A 24481-nucleotide genomic window follows, 5' to 3' on the forward strand; every position below is an offset into this window, starting at 1 on the left:
CCCTATCCCTTGCCTGAATTTTGTAAAGCCACCTCCTGATTGAAAGCAAAATTGTCCGTTTGCCGCGATCCTGTCAGCTCTTATGAAGCGTTTTCATTTTTGTGATGAATGTTCGCTTATCATCCTTAGTATTCAATCTTATTTAAAATTTCCATCAATTAAGAATAATATTACGCTATTATTTATAAAGATCAATCTGTATAATCAAAGTATTCATAAGTAATATCGATTAATAGAAAGCTGGTGTGTTGATGGAGCTGCATCAGTTGCAATACGTCATTGAAATAGCCAAGCACAATCATTTTACGCGGGCGGCAGAGGAGATCTGTGTTTCCCAGTCAACACTCTCCCAACAAGTGACGAAATTGGAGGAAGAACTCGGGGTGAAACTGTTTGATCGCACGACCCGAACCGTCAGGCCCACACCTGCCGGAGAAGAGTTTATCTTCTATGCCAAACGAATCTTGTCCGATATCGAGAGGGCAAAGAATCGCATGCAAGAATACGCCGGGCTGGCAAAAGGGAAGATCAAAATTGGTGCGATTAACTCCATGGGCAATCTCGCGAGTATCATTGGTAACTTTCAGAAAGATCATCCTGGCTTGAACATTATGATCGTGGAAGAGGGAAGCTATAAGCTGTTGGAAATGCTGCAAACGTTCCAAATCGATATCGCGATCATTACTCCTCCTTTAGAGATGAACCTGCAAAATATTACCGAAATATACGAGCTGATCGATGATGAACTCGTCCTGGTGACCCCCAAAAATCACCCATTTGCCGAGAGAGACAAAATCGACTTGGCTGAAGCAGCCCAAGAAAAATTTATTTTCCCGAGCCGCATGCATAGTGCATACAATTTGGCTCTGCAAGCATGTCGAGACGCCAATTTTGAACCGGATATCGTTTGCGAAAGCAGCAGTTTGTATGCCCGTTTTGACCTTGTGAGCAAAGATATGGGCGTTTCCCTTGTTTCCTCCAAAGGGGTAAAATCGAGCGACAACGATAAGGTTTCTACCATCCGATTGACGAAATCGATTAAAAAGCCAACCGTCCTCGCCTTGCTGAAGCATACGTACCATCCCCCTGCCGTGATTGCTTTTCGGGATTATATCTTGAATTCGGTTTCCTTTCAATAAAGGTGAGGAACCCGGGCGATTGACGTTGCCAATCGCTCGGGCTCTATTTGATGGATTCAGCTCTTACAATATTTCGATATAGCCTTCTGTTCCATGCACGCGAATTCGCTGACCATTCTGTATCCGTCTGGTCGCATTCTCCACTCCTACAATAGCTGGCAAACCATATTCACGCGCGATCACCGCTCCATGGGTCATCAGCCCACCAACCTCGGTGACGAGGCCTTTTATGGCCACAAACAACGGTGTCCAGCTAGGGTCTGTAAAGGAGGTGACCAATATATCTCCTTCTTCCAGATCAGCATCTTCCATGTGCAGGATGACACGTGCCCTGCCTTCTATCACTCCTGAAGAAACAGGCAGACCTGCAATCGCTCCGTCCGGGAGATTTCCCCGTCTGTACTTGCCTGCGATGATCTCACCATCAGACGTGATCACACGCGGCGGATTCAGTTTTTCATTGTATTGGTACTCGTTTTTTCGTTTGCTGATGATCTGGTAATCCAGTTGCTTGGTGCGTACGACCTCGCTAAGTTCTTCAAAAGTGAGATAGTAGATATCTTCTTTTTCATGAATCACATTGGCTTTTACGAGTTGTTCGGCTTCTTTCAGCAAAGCCTGCTTATATAAAAAATAGCGATTCACCATCACGTATTTTGGATATTCCCGATACCCGCTGAAATTTCGAATGAGATCGATCATTCGTTTTGTTTCCTTCGCTTTTTGCTCACCATCCGGCAATTGCTTCAATCGTTCTATTAGTTCTTGTTCTTTATTCAAAGCTTCCTGCCGTCCTTGCTCAAATTTCCGATGGCTGGCATTCGGCTCGAGGTTTTTGATGTTACTAAGAATCATGGGGACAAGTGTACTTGGTTTTTCGATCCAACGCGTTTTCGTTATATCAATTTCTCCGGCACATCGCATTCCGTATTTGCTGAGATAAGCATAGATTGCGTCTTGAATTTCCTGTCCGCCATCAAACGTAACCAGTTCATCCAAAAAGCGATCATCCTTTACATGTCGTAAATATTCAATGACTTCTGGATAAGGACGAATTACATCTGCGACATCCAAGAGAGCCAGACCCATTTGCGAGGTAAAATTGTTTGGCACAGATTGAGAAAGCGTATCTGCAACGTTTTTTTCACCTAACCACTTGTTCATGTTTTCGTTGATCCATGATGAAGCATCCATCGCAGCCATAATGACACCCAAACTGTGCGGGTCAAATAAAATCTTCTTTAATTGCTGGATATCTTCCCGAATAAAATCAAACAATTCTGGTCCTGATTTTGTTTGGATGGTCTGTTTTAACTCTTCTATCGATGTGTGACCGCGTGCGATCAAATCTGAAACGATTGCCGGATCGGATTCGATTTGTGTGTGAGAACCCGGAGACGACATATCTGTATTGCGTTTACTGGGACTCGGAGCTTTCTTATCATTTGGTAATGGTTTTATAAAATCTCCACGCTCTACGATGGTCATGAGCGCGTCTTTTATGAGCGGATCGGATTTGCCCAGAGAATGTAACAAGGTTTCTCTACTGACAGGCGAGGCAAGCATAGGGGTAACATCAACAAACAGCCTTCCGCCAGCTATGCGCATGGGCGCTGGGGTTGTCAACAGGTAAAAGGATAATCCCAATGGCTTCATGGCGTCGGTCATCATCTGTTGATGGCCGACTGATACATACACGTGATTTTCTTGATCGTTCGCTTCGGGAATCGGGTAAAGTGTCGTGATTGGCCGACTCTGCACAATAGAAAATGTATCGTCAGCCAAACACCATTCGATATCTTGCGGGCAGCCAAAATGAGCTTCGATCTCTCTTCCGATGCGTGCCAGCTGCAAAATTTGTGGGTCAGTAAGCGTTTGAGCCTTTTGCTGATCGGGATCGATCTGCCGGGTCATCGTTCCGCCTTCCTTTTGCCCGTAGATCGCCAGTTTTTTGGTTGCTCTCCTCTTATCGATGATTTCTCCATCTCGCACTTGATAACAATCGGCAGATACCAAGCCAGAGACCAGCGCTTCTCCTAGTCCATAGCTGGCATCGATGGATAGCAGCTTTCGATTGGAAGAAACCGGATCAGCGGTAAACAAAATCCCAGAAGCCTGAGGAAAAACCATTCTTTGAATCATAACAGCCATAGATACTTGTCTGTGGTCCATTCCATTTTGCATGCGGTAGGTCACCGCGGGATCCGTAAATAGGGAAGCCCAGCATTTGCTGATATGCTGCAAAATCGCTTCCTTGCCGATGATATGCAAATAGGTGTCGTGTTGACCTGCAAAGGAGGCATGCGGCAAATCCTCAGCGGTGGCGCTGGAACGCACTGCATAAGCGTGTTCTTCGCCAAGCCTGGAAAGAAAGTCCGATACTTCGTTCACAACATCGCAAGGAATTTCAACTTCCATTATGGTTTGTCGAAGCTGTCTGCTGATTTCAATAAGTTGTTCCCGATCTTCCATTGTAAGCATGGACAGTTGATCCAACAATACGTATAGAGCTTCGTTTTGCTCGACGGCTTTTTGATATCCTGCCGTTGTCACACAAAATCCATCCGGGACTTGTATTCCCTTCAGATTTGATAATTCCCCTAGATGCAGTCCTTTTCCGCCAACGAGCAAAAGCTGCGCTTTTTTCATTTCCTCGAAACCGAGAACCAAAGAACTCATTCACTATCTCCCCTAACCAGCCAATTTGGAAAAAACATTTGACAAGAGTTCACCGGCCATGGTACTATTAAGTTGTAAGATAGGATATTTATGCACACACAAGTAATTCGGAGCCGTGGTATGATTATATCATCGCATCCGTTTGATATGCAATGCGAAAGAACCTGACACGGTATCAGGTTCTTTTTTTATTTTGTGTTTTAAGCTGAACTACAGACTCACTCCTCGTTTTATTTCTTCAATGATGGCTTTTGGTCGGCAAGGCAGCAGAGCCGGCCCGCTCGCAGTCAGGCTGCCAATCGAGGAGACAGTCGTGTGGAATCGTTTCGAGTAAGGGGAGTCGTGTTTATGTGGATCGGCCATGCTCGGCATAGGAATACTTGCCCGTACCTGGCAAATAATACTTGGGACAACATTATTCCCAGGAGGTCTTCCCCATGAATACCCAACGCGCCAAAGAGATCGTCAACTCTCCCGTCATGACCCAGGTCACCTTGAACGAAGTCCCTGTCTATATTCAGCATGTCGATGAAGAGACGGAAATGGCCAGAGTCTTTCCCCTGGATGAACCAGAACGTGAGCAAAGCGTTCCTGTGAGCAGCCTGGTGGAACATAGGTAACGAAAAAAGCCTGTAGACCTCGTTCCTCTTCGGAACTTTGGCTACAGGCAAATTATTTGCCCACCAGGATGTTATGAGCGAGTAAACACTGCCAAACTTGAATGCAGGCATTCGCTCATCAGATGATTAGCGCTCTACCGGATCTGATGGCATAGGCATAGTCTTCTCGTCCATTACGCTCTGCTCTTTGGGCGGCTAACTCATAATCGTAAGGGAGCAAAATATGTTCCATTTGCCATGATCCATGATGTTTGCTTGCAATCGCATATCGAGCATGAGGTGTCATGGCTTCCATAGAGTGGGGGTAGGGTTGTTCCTCGTAGTATGCGGGAAGGCCGACACTTCCAGGATTCACAATGAACTTTCCGTCTGGCAACCAGACTGATTTGGCAACATGCGTATGTCCGCAAAAAATGAGCTTTTGCGGGACAGGAGCAAGTTCAGACATGAGGATGTCGACACTCTTTGCCACGACTCCATGCGGTGTAACCTCCTCGATGAGACTCTTATCATCTGAGAAAGGGGTTCCATGGCAGAAGAACAGCTCCTCGTCAGCCCAGGTTCTATGAAAGGACTGAATCCATGCAAGTATTTCCTGTGTGAGTAGCGGCTTTACATAGTGAAACGTAATGGAATTCATCTCATCTTGTAACAAATATCGATCACAGTTTCCCATGATGTGAATCAGATTGGGACGATTCATGAGAATTTCAGCTGTTTGAATCGGATCGATCGGGCCAAACAAGGTATCTCCTAGATTGACAATGGTTTTTATTCCACGTATATCAATATCACGGAGTACAGCTTCCAACGCATAGACATTGCTATGAATATCAGAAATGACGGCTATAGCATTTTCGTTGTTCACGATCGTTCACCCCACTTTTATTTAATTATGGCATGATTTTTCCAAAAAGTGGAGTATCATTGATATAGTTGATTAATGTGATTTTTACAATCAAGGGGGGGTTGTTCGGCAAATACAGAGTGACCGACCACTGCCTAATACAAGTATGTCGGCGTTATCCCACCGAATAATCGATAGTTGCTGATCAATCAATCATGAAAATTCGTACCGTCTGTCACTTCTTTTATGATACCGGTACGGATCACGAAGTCACCAAAATGTTCTCCTTCATGCCGTTCTTTCGCATATTGGGAAAGGAGCATCCTTAGTTCATTCAATATTTCTACTTCGCCGATGTTTTCCCGGTATATTTTACTTAAACGGCTGCCGTCAAAAGCTGCTCCAATATACATATTGTATTTGCCAGGCGCTTTACCAATAAAGCCAATTTCACCAAGGGCATGGCGGGCACAGCCATTCGGGCATCCTGTCATGCGGATCGTGATTTCTTCATCCCTCAGGCCATTTTGATCGACAATTTCCTCGATTTTATCAATAAGTACAGGCAAATAGCGTTCGGCCTCCGCCATCGCCAAACCGCATGTCGGTAGCGCCACGCAAGCCATTGAATTACGGCGAAGCGCACTAAAATGTTTACCATCCGTTAAACCATATTGTTCAATAAGCGTTGTTATTCTATCCTTTTCTCGGCCCGATACATTGGCAATAATCAGGTTTTGATTCGCTGTTAGTCGAAACTCGCCAGTGTGGACTTTGGCAATCTCACGCAATCCAGTTTTCAGCTTGAAATGATCAAAATCCGCTACCCGGCCACCTTCTATAAACATCGTAAAATGCCATTTTCCCTGAAAATCTTCTACCCAGCCGTAACGGTCGCCATTGTGAGTGAAATGATAAGATTTTGCTTCGTCCAATCTCCATCCAAGGCGTTTTTCCAATTCTCCTTTCATCGTTTCTACACCTAACCGATCGACCGTATATTTAAACCGTGCTTTTTTCCGTTCAGAACGGTTGCCGTAGTCTCTTTGAATGGTAATGATCCTTTCAGATACATCGCATATTTGCTCAGGTTTACAGGAGCCGATTACTTTCGCAAGCTGGGGATACGTCTCTTTGTCCCCATGCGTCATGCCCATTCCACCGCCGATTGCCACGTTAAAACCTGTTAGCTTCCCCTCTTCCACAATCGCAATAAAGCCAAGATCCTGTGAAAAAACATCGATCGTATTGGAAGGCGGGACAGCTATGCCGATTTTGAACTTCCGCGGGAGATAATGCTTTCCATACATTGGCTCTGTTTCTTCGCTACCTGGCGTACCAGCTACTTTTTCATCATCAAGCCATATTTCATGATAGGCAGTAGTTCGGGGCAATAAATGATTGCTTACTTGCTTCGACCATTCATATACTTCAGAATGAATTTCAGACTGATAAGGATTCGGATCACACATGACGTTTCTGTTTACATCGCCACACGCCGCAATGGTATCTAAAAGGGAATGGTGAATCTCTTGGATCGTCTTTTTCATGTTCCATTTTAAAATACCGTGCATTTGAAATGTCTGGCGTGTTGTTAATTTTAAAGTGCCATTCCCGTGTTTTTGGGCCAGTTCATCAAGAACGAGCCACTGTTCCGGCGTCGCAACCCCACCTGGTAAACGAATGCGCAGCATAAATTGATAGGCTGGTTCCAGCTTTTGCTTTTGCCGCTCATTTCGCAAATCCCGGTCATCCTGCAGGTAGCTGCCATGAAATTTTAATAAACGGTTATCGTCATCTGGGATACCAGCACTGATTGGTTCGGTCATCGTTTCCTTAAGCGTACCGCGCAAATAGTTGCTTTCGTCTTTAATCCGTTCAACATCGCTAGGTTTACCCTCAGGGGCCTTTATGATTTGTTTCGCCATTTTGGAACACTCCTCTCCATCCTTGCTTAATACACATCACGCTGGTAACGTTTTTGCTGCTGCATACTGGTAAGATAACCTTCCGCTTCTTCCCGGCTCATGCCGCCTTCCCGCTCAATAATTTCAATAAAGGCAGAATGAACATCACGTGCCATGTTTTTTTCATCACCGCAAATGTATACGGCTGCCCCTTCTTCCAGCCATCTGAATAATTCTTTGCTATGTTCAAGCATGCGGTGCTGTACATATATCTTCTTCTCTGTGTCCCGTGAAAAGGCTACATCCATTTTCGTAAGGACCCCCTTGTTCAACAGCTTCTGCCATTCTGTCTGATAGAGAAAATCCGTGACAAAATGCTGCTCACCGAAGAAGAGCCATGACTTTCCTTTCGCACCTAATTCCTCGCGCTCTTGCATAAAGGCACGAAATGGAGCAACACCTGTACCCGGACCAATCATAATAATCGGTGTATTCGGATTCGCCGGAAGCTTAAAGTTTTCATTATGCTGTATATAAACATTCAGCAAGTCTCCCGGTTGCACACGATCCGCACAAAATGTAGAGCAGACACCTTCCCGCTCCCTTCCATGCGCCTTATATCGAACAGTCCCAATCGTTACATGAACCTCATCTGGATTAGCAAGCAGACTACTCGAGATGGAGTAAAGACGTGCAGGTATCTTTCGAAGAACAGAGACGAACTCTTGAGCCGATTCGCCCCATGAACCATAATCACGAATGAAATCTAGTAAATCACGGCCTTCCAGATATTCTTTTAATTTCACGCTATTGTTGGGGGATAAAAGCTCTCGCAAATGATCATTCGCTGAAAGTTGCGCGATCTTTTCAACAAGCTGTTTTGTTAACACTGTTATTTCATAATACGAGAGGAGCGCCTCTCGAAACGAAAGAACATTCCCATCCTTGTTAACCGTTACTGGATCTTCAGGATCCCAAATCAATTCTTCTATTAGTCGGTCGACAAGGACGGGATTGTTTTCAGGATAGATTCCAACGCAATCTCCCGGTTCATAAATGAGGCCGGAACCTTCCAATGACAATTCCACATGGCGGGTTTCTTTATTCGAGCCGCGTCCATTTAGATTTATATTTTCAAGCACTTCTGCTTTATATGGATTTGTTCTAGAATAGGCTGAATCGATAGCTTCTGCTGTAGCTGCAGCAGTGTGCACAGCATATTCCCTGTCATCCTCTTTTAAGCTAAGAAGAACACCTTCCATCCAATCCGCGGCAGTTTCATCATAATCGACATCACAATCAACCCGAGGATAAAGCCGTTTCCCGCCCAGCTCTGCAAGCCTTACATCAAATTCCTTTCCCGTCTGGCAGAAGAACTCATACGAACTGTCTCCAAGCGATAAAACAGAGAAATGCAAATCATCAAGCCTCGGCGCACGCTTTCCATGCAGAAATTCATGAAAGGAAAGGGCATTATCTGGCGGCTCCCCTTCACCATGGGTACTTGTAATTATTAGCAAGTACTGAATTTTCTTCATGTTATTTGGTTTCACATCGTTCATTGATAAAATGGTAACGTGATACCTGTTTTCCTCCAGTACCTTCCCGAACTTTTTTGCAAGACCATGGGCATTACCCGTCTGAGATCCGTATAAAATAGTGATCTCTTTTGGACCCGCTTTCTGTACTTCCTGTATTTCTAAAACAGAAGCAGATTGGCCCGCAGCAAGATAACCGCTCAACCAAATTTTTTGCCCCACTGATAAAGTTGGCAAAAGCCCATTAAGAATATCGGCTTGCTCCTGATTGAACGGACTGTTCATAACCTTAAGCTGCAACGATTTTCACCTCACAAAGAACTATTTCATTCTGCCAGTTGCACGGGCAACGACGATCTCTTCCATTAATTCATGATTGCTTAATGGACCCGTATGGAAAATATTTTTCCCTCGTTTTTTCCATTGGAGAACCCTTTGGTTGACTTCAGCTAAAAGAAGACCTGAAAATAACAAATAAGGCAGGACGATGATTTTACCGTCAGCTATGTTGATTATTTCTTCCAACCTCTCGCGAAACATAGGATCTGCAGCGGCTAGATAACAGACTGATACGTGTTCCATTCCGAGCCGCTTCTTTATTCCATTGGCAATGTTCATAAAGTCAACGTGAATGCTAGGGTCACTGCTTCCTCTACCCACAATTAATAACTGATCCCGTGAAACAATATCACCCGCAGCGTCCGAAACGAGTTCTGCCATTACATCAAATAGGGCCTCTTGTACACCGAAAGGCTCCTTGACCTCCACCACTACATCAGGATATCTTGCTTGCAAAGACGCAATTGTTTGCGGAATATCTTTTTTTATATGGCCTGCTGCTAAAAGAAATAGTGGTATCACTGTGATTTGAGTTGCCCCTCTACTTACACACTTTTCAAAGCCTTCCACAATGAGTGGCTGGGTAAGCTCTAGGAATGAGATTTCCTGTATGGGAATGTTAATCTTTCCCATTACCCTTTGGATAAAGTTTCTTACTTCTTCAGATCCTTTTTGCGATCGAGTTCCATGGCCAATGTACAGAATCGATTTCATAGCTCGGGACCCCTTTTGCGCTCATCCATGTACGACAGGCAAATTGGGAATCATTTCATCCTTAAACCAGTTCAGTTTATGGTGAAGACGAACGACCTCGCCGATTATGATCATGCTTGGATTTTCAATCTTTGCTTCTTTCACCTTTTCTTCTATTGACTCAAGCGTGCCGATTACCGTTTTCTGGACGCTTAAAGTCCCCCAATGGATAAGGGCAATCGGTGTCTGCGGTGATTTGCCATGAAACATTAATTGTTTCGTAATCGTTGGCAGCTGGGCTACACCCATATAGATACAAAGCGTGTCTACGCCCCTTGCAAGATGATGCCATTGGTGTTCGTCCGATATGTCGCCAGCTTGATGTCCTGTGATAATGGCAAAGCTTTTGCTTAACGATCGATGTGTTACAGGTATTCCTGCATACGCCGAAGCACCCATTCCCGCCGTGATGCCAGGCACAATTTCAAACGGAATGTCATTCTTCATGCATTCCTCCGCTTCTTCACCTCCACGCCCAAATACAAAGGGATCTCCCCCTTTTAAGCGAACGACCCGATTGCCCTTTTTCGCGTATTTCAATATAAAATGATTAATGGTTTCTTGTGTCATCGTGTGATAATTTGGAAGTTTGCCGCAATAAACGAGTTTGGCTCCGTCTTTCGCGTGCTTTAAAAGCTCAGGATTTACAAGCCGATCGTAAAGGATGACATCAGCTTTTTGCAGGCATTGCAACCCCTTTACCGTTATTAAATCGGGATCTCCTGGACCCGCTCCTACTAAATAAACTTTGCCGGCCATGGTACAATCATCCTTTTCTGTCTACTTGATTAGAGAATGTCCTTTGCCCGAAGATATGTTACTATCTCCTCCACAGCTTCATTCACTGTTACGAACTGAGAATGAATCGTAATTTCCGGTTGTTCCGGCGCCTCGTACGGGGAATGGATTCCTGTGAAATCCTTAATCTCACCGCTCCGAGCCTTCGCATAAAGCCGCTTCGGGTCACGCCGCTCACATTCTTCTAACGGGCAATCGACAAAGACTTCAATAAACTCTCCTTCGTCAAATAAGTTACGGGCCTGATTGCGATCTGAGCGGAATGGGGAGATGAACGCAGTGGTAACGATTGCCCCGCTATCCACGAACAATTTTGCCACTTCGCCAATTCTTCTAATGTTTTCAGTTCGGTCATGATTTGAAAAGCCAAGGTCACGGTTTAGTCCATGACGGATGTTATCTCCGTCCAGGACGTACTCTCGAACCCCCATCTGGTGCAATTCACTGGATAAAGCATTGGCAATGGAGGATTTCCCCGACCCTGACAGGCCAGTAAACCATACCGCACAACTCTTATGCTTATTTTTTGTACGCCGATCATGCTTGGTAACAGCAGCCGCATGCCATGTTACATTTGTTGCTATCGACATTTCTTTGCCTCCTCACACCGTCTTTAACTCTTTCATCCCTTCAATCAGTACCTCAATGACTTCTTTTCTGCTGAAAGTAGGTGGCGGAAGCGTTCCGGAGAGGAGCATTTCCCGCACTTTTGTTCCCGATAGAATCATTCTGTCCTCCTTGTCATGAGGGCAAGTTTTATCGGAAGCCATCCCTTGGCATTTATTGCAATAGAAGCTGTGTTCAAAGAACAATGGCTTGATTCCCAATTCCTCTTCCGTAAACTCATGAAAAATGTGCTGAGCATCATAGGTTCCGTAGTAATTACCTACTCCCGCATGGTCGCGTCCGACGATGAAATGAGTGCAGCCGAAGTTTTTACGCGCAATTGCATGAAAAATGGCCTCTCTTGGCCCGGCATATCGCATGGCCGCAGGATAAACACCGAGTTGTACCCGATCTGCAGGATAGTAATTTTCCAATAGCACTCGATAGCTTTTTAAGCGAACATCAGCAGGAATATCATCTGACTTTGTCTCCCCAATAAGCGGGTTGACGAACAAGCCATCGACTGTCTCAAGAGCAGCCTGCTGGATATACTCGTGGGCCCGGTGTATCGGATTTCTCGTTTGGAATCCAACCACTGTTCGCCATCCCTTTTCTCCAAACAGCGCCCTTGTTTCGCTTGGTTCCAGCCATACATCACGAAAAATTCCTTTTTCCGGTTTTTTAACGAGCTTTATTGGGCCAGCTACATAAACCGGTCCTCTTTCATATAGGCGTTTCACACCCGGGTGAGCCAGCTCCTTCGTTTTATAAACATGGAGTGCTTCTTTATCTAAATCCGGTTCAAACCATTCAGATACCGTAATCACTCCATAAACCTCTTGATTAAAAACGAGTTTTACCTGTTCTCCCGCTTGAAGTGATTCTGCTGATTCATAGCGAACCGGAAGTGTCACCGGAATAGGCCAAACTGTGTTGTCTGCAAGACGCATATTGGCAACAACAGATTCATAGTCAGCTTTTCCGAGGAATCCTTTTAGCGGACTGAATAGCCCAACGGCAATCAACTCAAGATCACTTAATGCGATCGCATCTATTTCTAGTTCTTTTTGAATCTGAGATGCATCAAAAAATGGATCAAATGCCTGGACAAGTTCTCCTCCATGCGGTTTCGGTAATAATGACATGGTAAATCAAACCCTTTTCTGGATATTTTTTACTCTTTTGCTGCCTCTTGCGGTACGATCATCGAATGACTTTGCCTTTTGATTAACGACAGGACACCGAGAACAGATATGAAAACGCCAGCCATCACGATAATCGGGTACACATCATGTTCGATCAGCAATTGGATGAAGGTGTAGGCCAGTATCATCGATACAATGGGTGAAACAATCCAAACGGTTAGCATCTGAACGATAATGCTTTTTTTCAACACGGCCTTTCCGTGCTTGCCAAATCCAATACCTATAATGGATGAAGTCGTAATTTGCGTGAGCGGAACGGGAATTCCAAAAATGGATGCAGCCGTCACAAGCCCTGCACCCGTACCTGAAATGATGCACCCCTCTTCCAGCCTAATCGCCGTTATCTTTTTCCCATTTGTTTCGAGGACTCGATGACCAAGCAAGAGGACACCGATAGCAACGAATAATCCTCCCCAGAAAATTCCTTTTTCAGTAGATAAAATATTCGCACCAACAAGCGGCCCAACCGCATTTGCTACATTGTTCATTCCTGCAGAGAAGGCTTCAAAGAACCCCATAAACACCACAAGAACTGACAAAATCGGAACCGATTTCGGCGCTCTCATCCACCTTTGCAGCCTTTTGTTTTTTAACAATAAGGAAGCAAAAATACCGATCAAAAATGAAACAATCGGTGTTAGCAGCCAAAAGGACATAATCCAGACGAGATTTCCAACGTATATCGACTGATAAACCATTCCCGCGCCAACAACGGATCCGACAGCTACTTCACTTGTAGATAAGGGGATGCCCAAGATATTGGCGATAAATAAGGACAAAGCGGAAGAAGCTAAAACAATGAGAGCAATAGGCACCGAAAAAATGCCGTTTGGAACAATCCCGCTGCCCATGGTTTTCACTACTTCACCTCCTCCAAGCCAGGCTCCTAAAAAAACAGCGACACTACATAACAGCAGGGACATTCTTTTTTTGACAACACCTGCTCCATATGAAATGCCCATAGAAGCCGCCGCACCGCTAGCACCGATGTTCATGGCAAAAAATAATCCGATTGTAATCGCAATCATCGTGAGCACAAGAATTCCCTCCTTTTACCGAATGTGGAGACCACACTCCGTCTTGCCGCTCCCCATCCAGCGCCCTTCGCGAGAGTCACCGCCAGTTCCGACAGGCTGTGTACAGGGACCGCAGCCAATGCTCGGATAATGGTGGTCATGTAAGGTGTTATACGGGAGACCTCGTTCCCTGATATACGTCCAGACATCTTCCCACGTCCAGTGAATAAGCGGACAGATTTTGACGTTCCTAAATTTGTGATCTTGATTGATGAATTCTGTGTTTGCCCTTGTTGGTGACTGTTCTCTGCGAAGACCAGAAATCCACGCTTTTTTCAGTGCTAACGCTTCCTGTAATGGAATGACTTTTCGTATGTTGCAGCATTGGTTGGGGTTATGTAGCCATAGGTCAGATCCAAACTGTGCTGCTTGTTCATCAAGACTTAACGCCGGCTGTTTCCGCTCGATTCTTAGTGTTGGGAAACGGGCTTCAATCCGGTCAATCACCGCATACGTTTCAGGAAAGTGTAATCCCGTATCCAAAAAAACAATGTGTGCATCAGGCTTTACTTGCTGTATGAGGTCAAGTAAAACAATGGCTTCAGCACCAAAGCTGGATGCATACACAATCTCATCCATTGAATAAGTACTGTAAGCCCAGTTCATAACAGAACTTGCCCCTTTGGTGGAATCGCCATGATGGAACGTCTCCGAAATTTGATGCCAATTCCCATAGGTAATCTGGACTGTCATGATAAAGCCCTCCCTCTTTTGACAACAAAATAAGGCAGCCTCCTACAATGATTCGTGGGAGACCGCCTCTAGTTTATCTAGTCAGCGATGCTTATTTGATTGTAGACGAACCTTTTCATTTCTTTCGATTAACACAATCTTTCCGTCTTGAATGACTAATGTGACAGAGCCAAATTTCAACGTTTCCAGCATTTTCTCAAGATGGGCTAGGAGTTCTTGTCTTTCAGATGCATCCAGTGAATTCGTCCCCTTTCAAAAGAAATGCGTTATTGCACCAACTCAATGGCATGCGTTAATCCTACCATACCGCTGGGTTTAATGTAAATTGCGGATTTACATTTTTTTGTACCTTTTTCTCGACAAAATTTTACGACTTATGATCACCTTGAAATAAAAAAAAGACTCAAGCATATGCTGCGCTTGAGTCCCATTCCCTTCCCTATCTCTTAAACTGAACTTTCTCTTCCATTTGATCCAACGTGATGGTTGTTTCACTTGGATTTGTTTTGGCAATCAGCTTTCCATTTCTAAAGGAGTACGTAACGACCGCTTGCTTGCGAATCGCTTCATATTCATTTTCAGCAGACAAGACGATGAAACTAGCTGGTTTGCCTTCCTCAATGCCGTACTTCTCTTCAATGTGCAGTGTTTTGGCACTGTTTTTCGTGATGAAATCAATGGAATTCACAATTTGCTCATAGCCCATTAATTGCGAAGCGTGGATGCCCATATGCAAGACCTGAAGCATGTTTCCTGTTCCCAGTGGATACCAAGGGTCAAAGATGTCATCGTGGCCAAAGCAAACGTTGAGTCCCGCTTCCGTCAACTCTTTTACTCTTGTAAGGCCTCTGCGTTTTGGATACGTATCAAATCTGCCTTGAAGGTGAATATTCACAAGTGGATTCGAGACAAAATTGATGGAAGAAAGCTTTAACAGGCGGAATAATTTATACGTATAGGCATCATTATAGGAGCCCATTGCCGTTGTATGGCTCGCTGTTGTGCGCGTGCCGATTCCACGTTCGTATGCCTCTTTTGCCACAACCTCAACAAAGCGGGATTGCTCATCATCGATTTCATCGCAATGAATGTCAACCAATCGATTATACTTTTCAGCGAGGTCAAAGGCGATTTTTAATGAATCTACGCCATACTCTCTCGTAAATTCAAAATGCGGAATACCGCCTACTGCATCTGCGCCCATCTTCAAAGATTCCTCAAGCAATTCGACCCCGTTCGGATAGGAAAGGATGCCTTCTTGTGGAAAAGCAACAAGCTGAATATCTACGTAGGGTGCCAATTCTTCCTTTACTTCCAGCATGGCTTGTAAAGCTGTGAGCTCAGGATCTGTTACGTCTACATGTGTACGGACGTGCTGAATCCCTTGCGCAATTTGCCATTTTAAGGCCGTTTTCGCTCTTGTTTTCACATCATCCCTGGTTAATGTTTCTTTGCGTTGCGCCCATCTTTGAATCCCTTCAAACAAGGTCCCGCTGATATTCCACTCCGGTTCGCCGGCTGTTAACGTTGTATCCAAATGGATATGCGGCTCAATAAACGGAGGAAGGACGAGAGAACCGTTCACATCAATAACTTCTTTTCCTTCCACATCTCCAAGTGTTTGCGTCACTTTAACGAACTTGCCTTCTTCCACTAGCAAGTGCCAAAGTCCATCTTTCCCTCTAAGCTTTGCGTTTTTAATGATCACTGATTACCCCGCCCTTTTCATTTATTTGACTCATGGATGCTTTTTTCTGAGGCAGACATTTCATCACGATGATATAAATAATCGCAGTCCCTACTAATGCATTGATGGGAGGAATGCCTGGCGCAAATTGGGCAATCCCAACTCCACCTACCCACGCGAGGATCGCAACCCAATTCACAGCTTTAAATGTCATCTTTTCAAATGGTTCGTATTTCCCACGTTTTAAAATAAAGTAGTCTGCTAAGATAATCGCTCCAATCGATGGCAGCGTGGAGCCCAGAACCGTCAAAAACCCAACAAAGTTATTATAAAGCCACATCGCTGCGATCGTACCGACAATTCCGTTGAAGACTACCACTTTATGCTTCGAGATCTTCGTAATATTGGCATAGCCTAACCCGGAAGCGTACAACGCGCTGTCATTTGTCGTCCAAATATTTAAGCCCAGGACAATGATGGCAGGGATAATGAGCCCCTGTAGAAACATAACATCCGAGACATCCGCTATCCCGTAAGCAATAGCCCCTACCGCACCAAACAAAAACATCAGAGAGTTTCCAAGAAAGAAAGCAATCACAATCGCCGTCACTGCCGAACGGGATGTCTTGGCAAAACGGGCAAAGTCAGGCGTAAGCGTACCACCGCTAATGAAAGAGCCGATACAAATCGTCAATGCTGCTGCAATGCCCATTGTCTCTGTTGGTTCATAGGCGAGCAAGCCTTGAAGTCCCCCGATTTTTTCAGCTGCATTGAACATGGAATAACTCCCGAAGATCGCAATCGCGGGAACGGCGACAAATCCCAATACGGTCAAAGCCTTCATTCCAAAAATAGCCGATGCCGTCATCATTAAGCCCAAAATCGCAATTAATACATAGACATTGATCCCCGTCGCCTTTTCAACGGGAACCGCAAACATCGCAAGACCGACACCAAACCACCCTACTTGGGTTGTCGCTAATAAAAAGGAAGATAGATAGGAGCCTTTATCGCCAAATGCATACTTCGTCAACAGATGGGTGGATAACCCCGTTTTGGCTGCAATATAAGCCAAGGAACCGGTGTATAGACCCAGGATGAGATTACCTGTTACTACAATCCCAATAAACTGGACAAGTGTCAACCCGTTACCCAATGTCCCTCCAGACCACATGCTTGCTGAAAAGAAAGTGAAGGAGAGCATGACCGCAAGAATCTTCCAAAACCCATTCCGATTTGCCTGAGGCACTGCCTGAAACGAGAATTCCTTATCAACGTTTGACATACCAATTCCCCCATTAGGTTAGTTGATTAAGAACTGGTACCGAAGAGAACTTCGATGAAGACGTCAGGAAATGAAAAAGCTTCTTGCCAATTACCTGACAAGAAGCTTTTTCTACATAAATGAACATGGGATATCCTTCGCACAGGCTACCCAAAGCAATGATCATTTTTTCCGCTGTCCTTGTCAGCCTCTCTGGACTGAATTAAAGGTACCAGTATTTAATTAGGTTAAATTATTGCATAAAAATGTTTGGCTGTCATCTTAAAGTTTTTGGTTATGCGGGATTATTTCATAAAGCGAAGAAATCAATGGAACCCCAGAGCGTAAGACACTTTTTAGCTTATCAGGATTCAAAACAGCATACATGTTCACGATCCGATTATTTTGAATATCGAAGGAAATCGTAGCAAAGAGTTGCTCACCTGCATAAAACACCAATCCGGGCTGGGCATTCATCTCGCAAAGCTGAAAAGTGAAATCAGCAGGGAACTCCGGGAAAATACCGATAAAGAAACGAGCGATTCGATCATGGCCATACAGCGGACGCAAAGGGGCTTTCACTTTGCCTCCACCATCCATATATAGGATCGTGTCCGAAGTCAGCGTTTCGAGCAGTATTTTCATATCCCCACTCAAAAGGGCTTGCGCGAACTGTTCAATCACATGGGTTGTCTCCCGCTCCATGCCGACATTCACTTGAGGAATTTCGCCCAAGCTCCTTTTGGCACGACGGAAGATTTGCCTGCAGTTTGTAGGGCTTTTGTCGACTATCTCCGCTATTTCCTCATATTCGTATTGAAGTACCTCTCGCAACAGAAAGACAACCCGCTCGGTCCATGAAAGCTGCTGAATCAAGAGCAAGTACGCCATCGAAATCGTTTCTTTCCGTATATATCCTTCCAAAGGGTCGATTGGTCCGTTCCCCTCACTCATAATCGGTTCCGGAAGCCAAGGTCCTACATACGCTTCACGATGCTTGCTTTGCGCCCGTAACCGATCTATGCACCGGTTGCTCACACTCCGGAACAAATAAGACTTGGGATTCCTCACCATCTCGGATGGAACCTTTTCTATCGAAAGGAACGTTTCTTGAACGATATCTTCAGCATCCATCATACTGCCCATCATGCGATAAGCAAGAGAAATGAGCGAAGGCCGCAGACTTTTATACAACTCTTCCACTTCCACGGTATGCACGCCCTCCCATGTTGTTATATTCTCGAAGGATCTCCTCGGAAGCCCGCTTCGCGCTGGCAAAAACCGCATCCACTAATACTTCACATCGACCCGTCCAATCCCCGGAAACGTACAATCCGTGCACTTCCGGGACAGATGGTCCGTAGCGTTTCCCAATTCGATCCATGGAATCAAAATCATGGGCAACCGTAATTTTTGGCAAGAACTGCCTTGCCACAAGTTCTTTTTGCCATCCCGGTTGAATGAAGTCTAAAGCCCGCTCCAAATGACTTTCGTCGTCTTTGGGATTGTCAGAGCCAAAGCCGATGTCCTTGCAGACATGAATAATGGCGGAACCATCTTCACTTGCATCGGAAATGACTGATGGAGTGCTAATAAAGATCGGTTGATCCAAGAAGAAGGTGAAATGACGCTTTGGATCATCAGAGTAGGGCAGCTTGCGGAGCGCGACATCTAGACATGCAGCATAGATTGGCTTCGCCCGATCCCGCCACTCCTTGAGCGATGTATGCTCCGCGTTTTTCACGAGCTTGAAGGTTTCGCCCGGCCCTGCCGCGACGAGGACATATGGGATTTCCAGTGTTTCGCCATCATGAAAACGGATTTTCCTTACTCTACCATCATGCTCAATCTCAGATACATGTTTTCCGCACAGAATGGCAACACCTGCTCGGATCGCCTCCTGCCGAAGACTTTCAACCAGTTGGCCCCAACCTCTATCTACATATACTACTTGGTTTCCTTTAAATACCAGTTGCAACCTTCTGATCCCAGGAGCAGCTAATAGAAGCTCAGGATAAGGTACAAACGTATTGGTTCTGCATACAGCGTAAATGAGGTGTCGTATCATGGGATCGCGGATTTCCTTTTCCGCCCATTCCCGAAAACTGATCGGTGGTAAAGCCCTTGTATCGATTTTCGCTAGTCGTGTCACAAATTGAACGATTTCCAACTTAGCAGAAGCAGATAACAAGTTGGATGTGAGAATCGCGAAAGGATTTCCAGGTAGTTGGAAAAGTTTGTTATTCCACACGATGCCGCCTTTTGCGGGGACTGTCGCTCCTTTGACCGGGATTCCCAGTTCAGTTAATACCTCCTCAGCAGCCCCCCCTTTATAGAGCGCATGAAGACCCAAATTCAGCATGGCACCATTCTTTTTTACCGTAACGGAACGACCGCCCAACTGATTTGACTTTTCCAACAAAACTATGGATAAACCGGCTTTTGCCAAATAAATCGCACTTGTTAATCCGGAAAGCCCTCCGCCGATTACCGCTGCATCATATGTTCTCATGCCATTCTCCCCTTTTCCTTTTTATAAGAAAGACGAAAGGGAGGGAGGGTTTTGTGACAAAATCGTGTTGGTTGGCGACTTACGGTATCTGGTCGTGGGCTCAACCGCCCGATCCGTTGACGCCGAAGGCAATCAAACCGAGCGCAACCGTGTAGAGCATCCAGGCGGGATGACGACCGCGCGTTGCCTTAAAGTTGATGAAAGCGCCATACAGATACGAGCTGCCAACGAGCAGGCCCGTCACAAGCCTTGCGTCAGGCCCGAACCAGATGGAAGCAATCAAAGCGAGCCCGCCAAGAAACCAGTTGAACGTGCTGAATTGCAAGAGCCATGACACGATCCATCTGACTCTTGCCTCGGCAAATAAAGACTCCGCACTCGCCAACGGCCTGACCATGAGCCGCTGGATCAGAATGCCGTGTACCAGCGCCACGCCGCTTCCGATGATTCCAGCCACTACTAAGGCTACATCATGCCCATTCATGTCCATGCACCTCCCTAGATTTGTGTTCCCGATCAACTAAGATGTCACCGTCTGAACAAGCAAAGACCATTACGTAACATCTTAGGAAGGAACGCCTTAAAAAAAGCTTAATTTTTCGACAAAGTCAAACACGATGGCTGCTACAAAAATCGCAGTAACGAGGATTGTTAAAAACAAGAAAAGGAGTGTGCCGCATTTCAAAGCAGAAAGCGAAACGTCTCTCGCTTGTGCATAATGCGCTGCCGACAAGCCAGCCAATACTCCCATGATGAAAAACCATGGTTGGTACACGAACAAGTCCCATAATGCATCGATACGCATATCCACTTCGCCGCTAAATGTCGGCATTTTCAAATTTATGAAGCCAGCCAAAAAGAGGACTCTTGTAATGATTCCGGCTGCTCCATGAGCGAGTAAAAAGACAGAGCAGAGAAGGGTGGGGAATAACAGAAATCCCCGGTAGATACTGACTCCGCCGAGCCATGGTATCCATGAAGGGACAACCTTCCCCCAAGGTTTAACGAGTCCTAATAAGACAAATCCGCACAACATGATGATTACACCCACGACATAGCTTGCTATATAGATACCGCCAGTGGTATCAACAATCGGAGCCGAAAGACCGATTGTTCCTCCTGCGGCCTGATAGAATCGGACAAAGACCGCATACAGGAGGGCCCAGACGCAACCCGCATAAGCCGCCCATCCTGACGTCTTTGTAAAGTGGGCGTAGGCTTTCCACCCACTAGGTAACGACGAATCGAGATTGTGATTCACCACATAGCACCCTCTTATTTGATTTGGCAATCGACTGTCCCATTCACTTTCGCAATAAGAGCCACGCCTGAGGCAAGCCAAGCCAAAAACCCGAAGTCGGCATCACGATAACCCCGATCAAGCAGAAGGCAAATAGCATCCAGCCGAGAGAAACAGGCGGGGCAATCCCTTTCTTTTTCATGAGCCAATCCACCGTATAGCCGAAAAGAATCAGCATGAAGCCGAGCATCAAGAACCAGAATGCGGTTGCGCGATCCCATTGCCCATTCCCCACCGTATCCCATAGACCCTCAGCAACCATTGGCTGCAGTTGTGTCATGAATCCAACCAGCCCCAAGATATTATGAAACAATCCGGTCAGCATAAGCGTCAGCCCGACATGACGTTTGATCCCACTCACCATCTATTCCTCATCCTCTCTCGATTTATGAAATATCAATTTTGCGTGCGCATGGCGTGCTGCTTGGTTCCTCTAACAAGTCAATGAGGCTGTCGATGACCGCACGAGAAGCCAGCAGCCCTTCCTTAACGGTGTTTCTTGCATGCTTCCCCGCCTGGTGTTGCTTCAAATGTTCCAACAGCCGTTCTATTCGAAGCTCATCGCTTCTCATTGCTCTTCATTCCCTTCTGCCAGATTTCGCTCCCCAAAACGGATGAGAAGCCGGTCCTCTGAAAACTTCGCACCTGTAACCTGCCGGCCTATAAGCGGTCTTGGCAAAATCACCTTCCGCTTGTAGGCACCTGCGTTTACCGTCAGTTCGTCGCCCGTCTGCGTTAAATCCAAATCCGACTTCTCCACAAAGGGAATCGACAGTTCCAGAACCATTCCGCCATCCTCTTCTCGGATCTTTTCTGTTCTGCCTCGATAAAGAATAGTGGAAGGATTCTGATCTTTAAAAACGATATCCGCCAATTCTTCGAGAACAGGCAATCCGATGACTTCCTTTGGCATCATGGGCGCTTTGAGAATCGGCAGCGGCTGGAAGTTCATGATAATTTCCTCTTCATATTTCTTTTGAATGTCCCGCCAGTATGCGAAAAATCCTTCTCCCGCCTCATTCGGCAGCACCCGATTCACGATGACCGCATCCGTATTGAATCCGAATAAATTCAAGTACGTGAAGGATCGTTTCGCTTCGGCAAGCACCATCTTCTCGGGGTTCAGCACCAGTCTCACCGATGTCATCTCCGGGTCCAGAACGATCCGTTGCAGTTCCTCCAAGCTGCGTGCCAATTGCTCAACGCTGTCAAGCACATCATCTGAGGGAAGATCTACGTTGTTGATGAACTTGGCGACCGGCCGAACGAGCTTGATCAGCCTGCGTTCGTTCGGAAACATTTTTTCAAGCCACCAGTTCAATACATTTGGATAGCTGAGCAACCGCAGCGTCTCTCCGGTCGGGGCGCAATCAACGACGATCACATCATAGTTTCCGCTTTGCGTGTGTTCCTTGATTTGCAATAAGCTGAACAGCTCTTCCATGCCTGGAAACACGAGCATTTCCTCCGTGGCAATATCGGTAAGCTGTGCTTTGTCGAGCAATGCGGTTAGCCAACCTTGGACAATTCCCCAATTTTTCTCCGTCTCCCGCAGGCTGTTCACTTCCTGCCCCCATAAGTTTTCACTGATGGAGACTGGCTCCGGCCCGATCCGCATGTCCAGTGAATCCGCTAAACTATGTGCTGCGTCAGTGCTAAGAATGAGCGTTCGTTTCCCCTGCTTTGCCATTTTCACCGCTGTCGCTGCGGCTATACTCGTCTTGCCGACGCCGCCTTTACCCGTGTAGATGATGATTCTCATAACCATTGCTCCTTTTAGTACGATTTCGTAGTAAATACGGAAATGAAGAGACCGTTTGGATCGGTCACTCGTCGATATTGATCTTTACCGGACGGTTCTTTATCTCCTGAAGCTTTACAGGTTCTTCGTCCTGGAATACTTTGATGGCCTTAAACGAAAGTAGCGTAAATTGCTCCATCTCTTCCGGCGTAAACGCCGCCTCCAGCTTGCCCAGCATCGCCAGCATGATGCGCTCCCATTCTTTCGCAAGTCGAAGACCCTCTTGTGTGAGCATCACGAGCTTGACCCGTTGGTCTTTTGGAGATGTCGCTCGGGCGATATAGCCTTTTCGCTCTAGCCGCTTCGCAATACTTGTCATCGAACTCAGCGGCGCCCCCATCTCGGCCGCCAATTCCGTCATCGTCAGGTCCCCTCGAAAGAGCAGAATAAGCAGCGTCGCCAGATCCGAACGCGTCACTTTCTGTTCAAGCTGCAACATGTCGGTCATAAATGCGAATGGGCGCAAACCGGTCTTGAGAAACAGATCATATAACTGATGCATACCGGCAGCTCCTTTTTAGTACGAATTCGTAGTAAGTGTTTGAATCCAATTTAGTACGTTTTCGTAGTAATGTCAACTCGATTATTTTTAGAGCGATACTGTCTCATCTCTTCCCTGCATGCTCGATGTCGTGTTCTCATCGTTTTGTAAGTGCGATTCTAAAGCCAAGGTCATCTACCTTGAAATCAGGCATGCTTTTCCTTCTAATCGTAGAACCACAATTGTTTTCAACTTCAGCCCAGCTGCCTCCCCGGAAGACTCTATAATTCCCATATCGTTCAGTATCATATAGATCCCAGCACCATTCCCAAACATTGCCAATCATATCGTAAAGCCCCCATGGATTAGGAAGCAGTTTTCCAACTTGTTGAGCTAATCCATTGGAGTTTTCTTGATACCATGCAATCTTATCAATTCTTTCATACCGATATCCCTTGGTTCCCGCTTTGCACGCATACTGCCATTCAGCGTCTGATAGCAGTCGAAAGCCATTGGCGTTTTTGTTATATATCGTGTTCTCACTTTCATTTGTGATTGTGTAGCATTCAGTCCTGCCAAGTATTCTGGACAATGCGTTACAAAATTCAAGCGAATCTAACCACGAAACCTCCGTAATTGGCAGGTTATTCACATTCGGTTCTACTTCTTCTTCATGCATGACAAAATGATACAACTGCTGTGTTACCGGATACTTCATTACATAGAATGGTTCGATCGTTTCAGTCCATGTAATAACTTTTTTATCACTTCCTCTTCCAGGATCTGATAACGTGTAATCAGAGCTAAGCCATTTATTCATATTAATATAATCGCGTAATTCAACGGTTCCACCTTCTATTGGTACCATCAAATTCATTAGATCTTTTAGAAAAAGCTCTCTGTCACTTCCGTGCTTTCCGATTATCATATTGACCTCCTGTCTATTTCAGTATTTGATCTTCTTCCTTAGACTCACCACGCTGTATTCTGAGCTACGGTCACATCTCATCTATTCCTTTGTTCCGTCAAAATAAAGTCTTGTTCCAACTCCCGCATTTTCTCCATTTTTGACTCCAGTTTTTCAACCAAAACATTATGCTTGTGAGAATAAAATCTTGATACAAAAACAGGGGAGAGGCTTGATCCGATTGGATTCCGCTTTTCCCCCGATTTTTTGCTCTGGCGTTCTGGGAAAGGTTTATTTTGTGGTTACATCTTGCTTTGCAAGCAGAGCCA

24 protein-coding genes are annotated in these 24481 nt (G+C 45.6%); 2 read left to right on the top strand and 22 right to left on the bottom strand.

Annotated features, from left to right (window positions below):
• The first annotated feature begins 251 nt into the window (after positions 1-251).
• Positions 252-1139: a LysR family transcriptional regulator gene (locus T458_RS38920; RefSeq protein ID WP_023556461.1), complete on the top strand. Its 888-nt coding sequence runs from the start codon at positions 252-254 to the stop codon at positions 1137-1139.
• A 63-nt stretch (positions 1140-1202) separates the two neighbouring features.
• On the opposite strand, the gene ppsA is transcribed toward T458_RS38920, so the two are convergent.
• Positions 1203-3818, bottom strand: a complete 2616-nt coding sequence (gene ppsA, locus T458_RS38925) for a phosphoenolpyruvate synthase (RefSeq protein WP_023556462.1) — start codon at positions 3816-3818, stop codon at positions 1203-1205.
• 437 nt (positions 3819-4255) lie between these two features.
• Between ppsA and T458_RS38930 the strand changes: the two genes are divergently transcribed.
• Positions 4256-4438 (top strand): small acid-soluble spore protein H, encoded by a 183-nt coding sequence (locus T458_RS38930; RefSeq protein ID WP_023556463.1) that lies wholly within the window; start codon positions 4256-4258, stop codon positions 4436-4438.
• Between the two features lie 118 nt (positions 4439-4556).
• Here the strand turns inward: T458_RS38930 and T458_RS38935 are convergent, their stop codons facing one another.
• The 21 genes from T458_RS38935 to T458_RS39030 form a co-directional block, all read right to left on the bottom strand.
• Positions 4557-5309 (bottom strand): metallophosphoesterase family protein, encoded by a 753-nt coding sequence (locus T458_RS38935; RefSeq protein ID WP_031305651.1) that lies wholly within the window; start codon positions 5307-5309, stop codon positions 4557-4559.
• A gap of 185 nt (positions 5310-5494) precedes the next feature.
• On the bottom strand, positions 5495-7213 hold the full coding sequence (gene cysI / locus T458_RS38940) for an assimilatory sulfite reductase (NADPH) hemoprotein subunit (RefSeq protein ID WP_023556465.1): 1719 nt from the start codon (positions 7211-7213) through the stop codon (positions 5495-5497).
• Positions 7214-7239: 26 nt separating this feature from the next.
• The gene (locus T458_RS38945; protein WP_023556466.1) at positions 7240-9030 is read right to left on the bottom strand and encodes an assimilatory sulfite reductase (NADPH) flavoprotein subunit; all 1791 of its coding nucleotides are present in this window, start codon (positions 9028-9030) and stop codon (positions 7240-7242) included.
• A 21-nt stretch (positions 9031-9051) separates the two neighbouring features.
• Positions 9052-9783, bottom strand: coding sequence for a sirohydrochlorin chelatase (locus T458_RS38950; protein WP_023556467.1), 732 nt, complete (start codon positions 9781-9783; stop codon positions 9052-9054).
• Positions 9784-9804: 21 nt separating this feature from the next.
• Positions 9805-10581, bottom strand: a complete 777-nt coding sequence (gene cobA, locus T458_RS38955) for a uroporphyrinogen-III C-methyltransferase (protein ID WP_023556468.1) — start codon at positions 10579-10581, stop codon at positions 9805-9807.
• 29 nt (positions 10582-10610) lie between these two features.
• A complete protein-coding gene (gene cysC, locus T458_RS38960; protein WP_023556469.1) occupies positions 10611-11210 on the bottom strand; it encodes an adenylyl-sulfate kinase in 600 nt (199 codons plus the stop codon).
• Between the two features lie 12 nt (positions 11211-11222).
• Positions 11223-12371, bottom strand: coding sequence for a sulfate adenylyltransferase (gene sat / locus T458_RS38965; RefSeq protein WP_023556470.1), 1149 nt, complete (start codon positions 12369-12371; stop codon positions 11223-11225).
• A gap of 29 nt (positions 12372-12400) precedes the next feature.
• Positions 12401-13468: an inorganic phosphate transporter gene (locus tag T458_RS38970; RefSeq protein WP_023556471.1), complete on the bottom strand. Its 1068-nt coding sequence runs from the start codon at positions 13466-13468 to the stop codon at positions 12401-12403.
• A 15-nt stretch (positions 13469-13483) separates the two neighbouring features.
• A complete protein-coding gene (locus tag T458_RS38975; RefSeq protein ID WP_023556472.1) occupies positions 13484-14200 on the bottom strand; it encodes a phosphoadenylyl-sulfate reductase in 717 nt (238 codons plus the stop codon).
• A gap of 81 nt (positions 14201-14281) precedes the next feature.
• On the bottom strand, positions 14282-14437 hold the full coding sequence (locus tag T458_RS56445) for a YezD family protein (RefSeq protein ID WP_290367273.1): 156 nt from the start codon (positions 14435-14437) through the stop codon (positions 14282-14284).
• Positions 14438-14639: 202 nt separating this feature from the next.
• Complete coding sequence (locus tag T458_RS38980; RefSeq protein WP_023556473.1) at positions 14640-15908, bottom strand: cytosine deaminase; 1269 nt, start codon at positions 15906-15908, stop codon at positions 14640-14642.
• Complete coding sequence (gene codB, locus T458_RS38985; RefSeq protein ID WP_023556474.1) at positions 15898-17172, bottom strand: cytosine permease; 1275 nt, start codon at positions 17170-17172, stop codon at positions 15898-15900. Before codB ends, T458_RS38980 begins: the two co-directional genes overlap by 11 nt.
• Positions 17173-17433: 261 nt before the next feature.
• The gene (locus tag T458_RS38990; RefSeq protein WP_354702683.1) at positions 17434-18438 is read right to left on the bottom strand and encodes an RNA polymerase sigma-70 factor; all 1005 of its coding nucleotides are present in this window, start codon (positions 18436-18438) and stop codon (positions 17434-17436) included.
• Positions 18338-19663, bottom strand: coding sequence for a phytoene desaturase family protein (locus T458_RS38995; RefSeq protein WP_023556476.1), 1326 nt, complete (start codon positions 19661-19663; stop codon positions 18338-18340). The genes T458_RS38990 and T458_RS38995 overlap by 101 nt, the downstream gene beginning before the upstream one ends.
• Positions 19664-19763: 100 nt before the next feature.
• Positions 19764-20147 (bottom strand): hypothetical protein, encoded by a 384-nt coding sequence (locus tag T458_RS39000; RefSeq protein WP_023556477.1) that lies wholly within the window; start codon positions 20145-20147, stop codon positions 19764-19766.
• Positions 20148-20243: 96 nt separating this feature from the next.
• Positions 20244-20924 (bottom strand): hypothetical protein, encoded by a 681-nt coding sequence (locus T458_RS39005; RefSeq protein WP_031305655.1) that lies wholly within the window; start codon positions 20922-20924, stop codon positions 20244-20246.
• A gap of 43 nt (positions 20925-20967) precedes the next feature.
• Entirely contained in the window at positions 20968-21327 is a 360-nt protein-coding gene (locus T458_RS39010) for a DUF6463 family protein (RefSeq protein ID WP_023556479.1), read from the bottom strand.
• Between the two features lie 22 nt (positions 21328-21349).
• Positions 21350-21535: a hypothetical protein gene (locus T458_RS39015; RefSeq protein ID WP_023556480.1), complete on the bottom strand. Its 186-nt coding sequence runs from the start codon at positions 21533-21535 to the stop codon at positions 21350-21352.
• Positions 21532-22725, bottom strand: coding sequence for an ArsA family ATPase (locus T458_RS39020; RefSeq protein WP_023556481.1), 1194 nt, complete (start codon positions 22723-22725; stop codon positions 21532-21534). Before T458_RS39020 ends, T458_RS39015 begins: the two co-directional genes overlap by 4 nt.
• Positions 22726-22789: 64 nt before the next feature.
• Positions 22790-23266: a MarR family winged helix-turn-helix transcriptional regulator gene (locus T458_RS39025; protein ID WP_023556482.1), complete on the bottom strand. Its 477-nt coding sequence runs from the start codon at positions 23264-23266 to the stop codon at positions 22790-22792.
• 136 nt (positions 23267-23402) lie between these two features.
• On the bottom strand, positions 23403-24173 hold the full coding sequence (locus tag T458_RS39030) for a formylglycine-generating enzyme family protein (protein ID WP_023556483.1): 771 nt from the start codon (positions 24171-24173) through the stop codon (positions 23403-23405).
• Positions 24174-24481 lie beyond the last annotated feature (308 nt).

The organism is Brevibacillus panacihumi W25 (assembly GCF_000503775.1).
Lineage (GTDB): Bacteria > Bacillota > Bacilli > Brevibacillales > Brevibacillaceae > Brevibacillus > Brevibacillus panacihumi_A.

Bases quoted from the DNA above. Each gene is read 5' to 3' on its own strand.
- T458_RS38920 (WP_023556461.1), top strand. From the start codon at position 252: ATGGAGCTGCATCAGTTGCAATACGTCATTGAAATAGCCAAGCACAAT.
- ppsA (WP_023556462.1), bottom strand. From the start codon at position 3,818: ATGAGTTCTTTGGTTCTCGGTTTCGAGGAAATGAAAAAAGCGCAGCTT.
- T458_RS38930 (WP_023556463.1), top strand. From the start codon at position 4,256: ATGAATACCCAACGCGCCAAAGAGATCGTCAACTCTCCCGTCATGACC.
- cysI (WP_023556465.1), bottom strand. From the start codon at position 7,213: ATGGCGAAACAAATCATAAAGGCCCCTGAGGGTAAACCTAGCGATGTT.
- T458_RS38950 (WP_023556467.1), bottom strand. From the start codon at position 9,783: ATGAAATCGATTCTGTACATTGGCCATGGAACTCGATCGCAAAAAGGA.
- cobA (WP_023556468.1), bottom strand. From the start codon at position 10,581: ATGGCCGGCAAAGTTTATTTAGTAGGAGCGGGTCCAGGAGATCCCGAT.
- cysC (WP_023556469.1), bottom strand. From the start codon at position 11,210: ATGTCGATAGCAACAAATGTAACATGGCATGCGGCTGCTGTTACCAAG.
- sat (WP_023556470.1), bottom strand. From the start codon at position 12,371: ATGTCATTATTACCGAAACCGCATGGAGGAGAACTTGTCCAGGCATTT.
- T458_RS38975 (WP_023556472.1), bottom strand. From the start codon at position 14,200: ATGACAGTCCAGATTACCTATGGGAATTGGCATCAAATTTCGGAGACG.
- codB (WP_023556474.1), bottom strand. From the start codon at position 17,172: ATGTCAAACGTTGATAAGGAATTCTCGTTTCAGGCAGTGCCTCAGGCA.
- T458_RS38990 (WP_354702683.1), bottom strand. From the start codon at position 18,438: ATGCGGTTTTTGCCAGCGCGAAGCGGGCTTCCGAGGAGATCCTTCGAG.
- T458_RS38995 (WP_023556476.1), bottom strand. From the start codon at position 19,663: ATGAGAACATATGATGCAGCGGTAATCGGCGGAGGGCTTTCCGGATTA.
- T458_RS39000 (WP_023556477.1), bottom strand. From the start codon at position 20,147: ATGAATGGGCATGATGTAGCCTTAGTAGTGGCTGGAATCATCGGAAGC.
- T458_RS39010 (WP_023556479.1), bottom strand. From the start codon at position 21,327: ATGGTGAGTGGGATCAAACGTCATGTCGGGCTGACGCTTATGCTGACC.
- T458_RS39015 (WP_023556480.1), bottom strand. From the start codon at position 21,535: ATGAGAAGCGATGAGCTTCGAATAGAACGGCTGTTGGAACATTTGAAG.
- T458_RS39020 (WP_023556481.1), bottom strand. From the start codon at position 22,725: ATGAGAATCATCATCTACACGGGTAAAGGCGGCGTCGGCAAGACGAGT.
- T458_RS39025 (WP_023556482.1), bottom strand. From the start codon at position 23,266: ATGCATCAGTTATATGATCTGTTTCTCAAGACCGGTTTGCGCCCATTC.
- T458_RS39030 (WP_023556483.1), bottom strand. From the start codon at position 24,173: ATGATAATCGGAAAGCACGGAAGTGACAGAGAGCTTTTTCTAAAAGAT.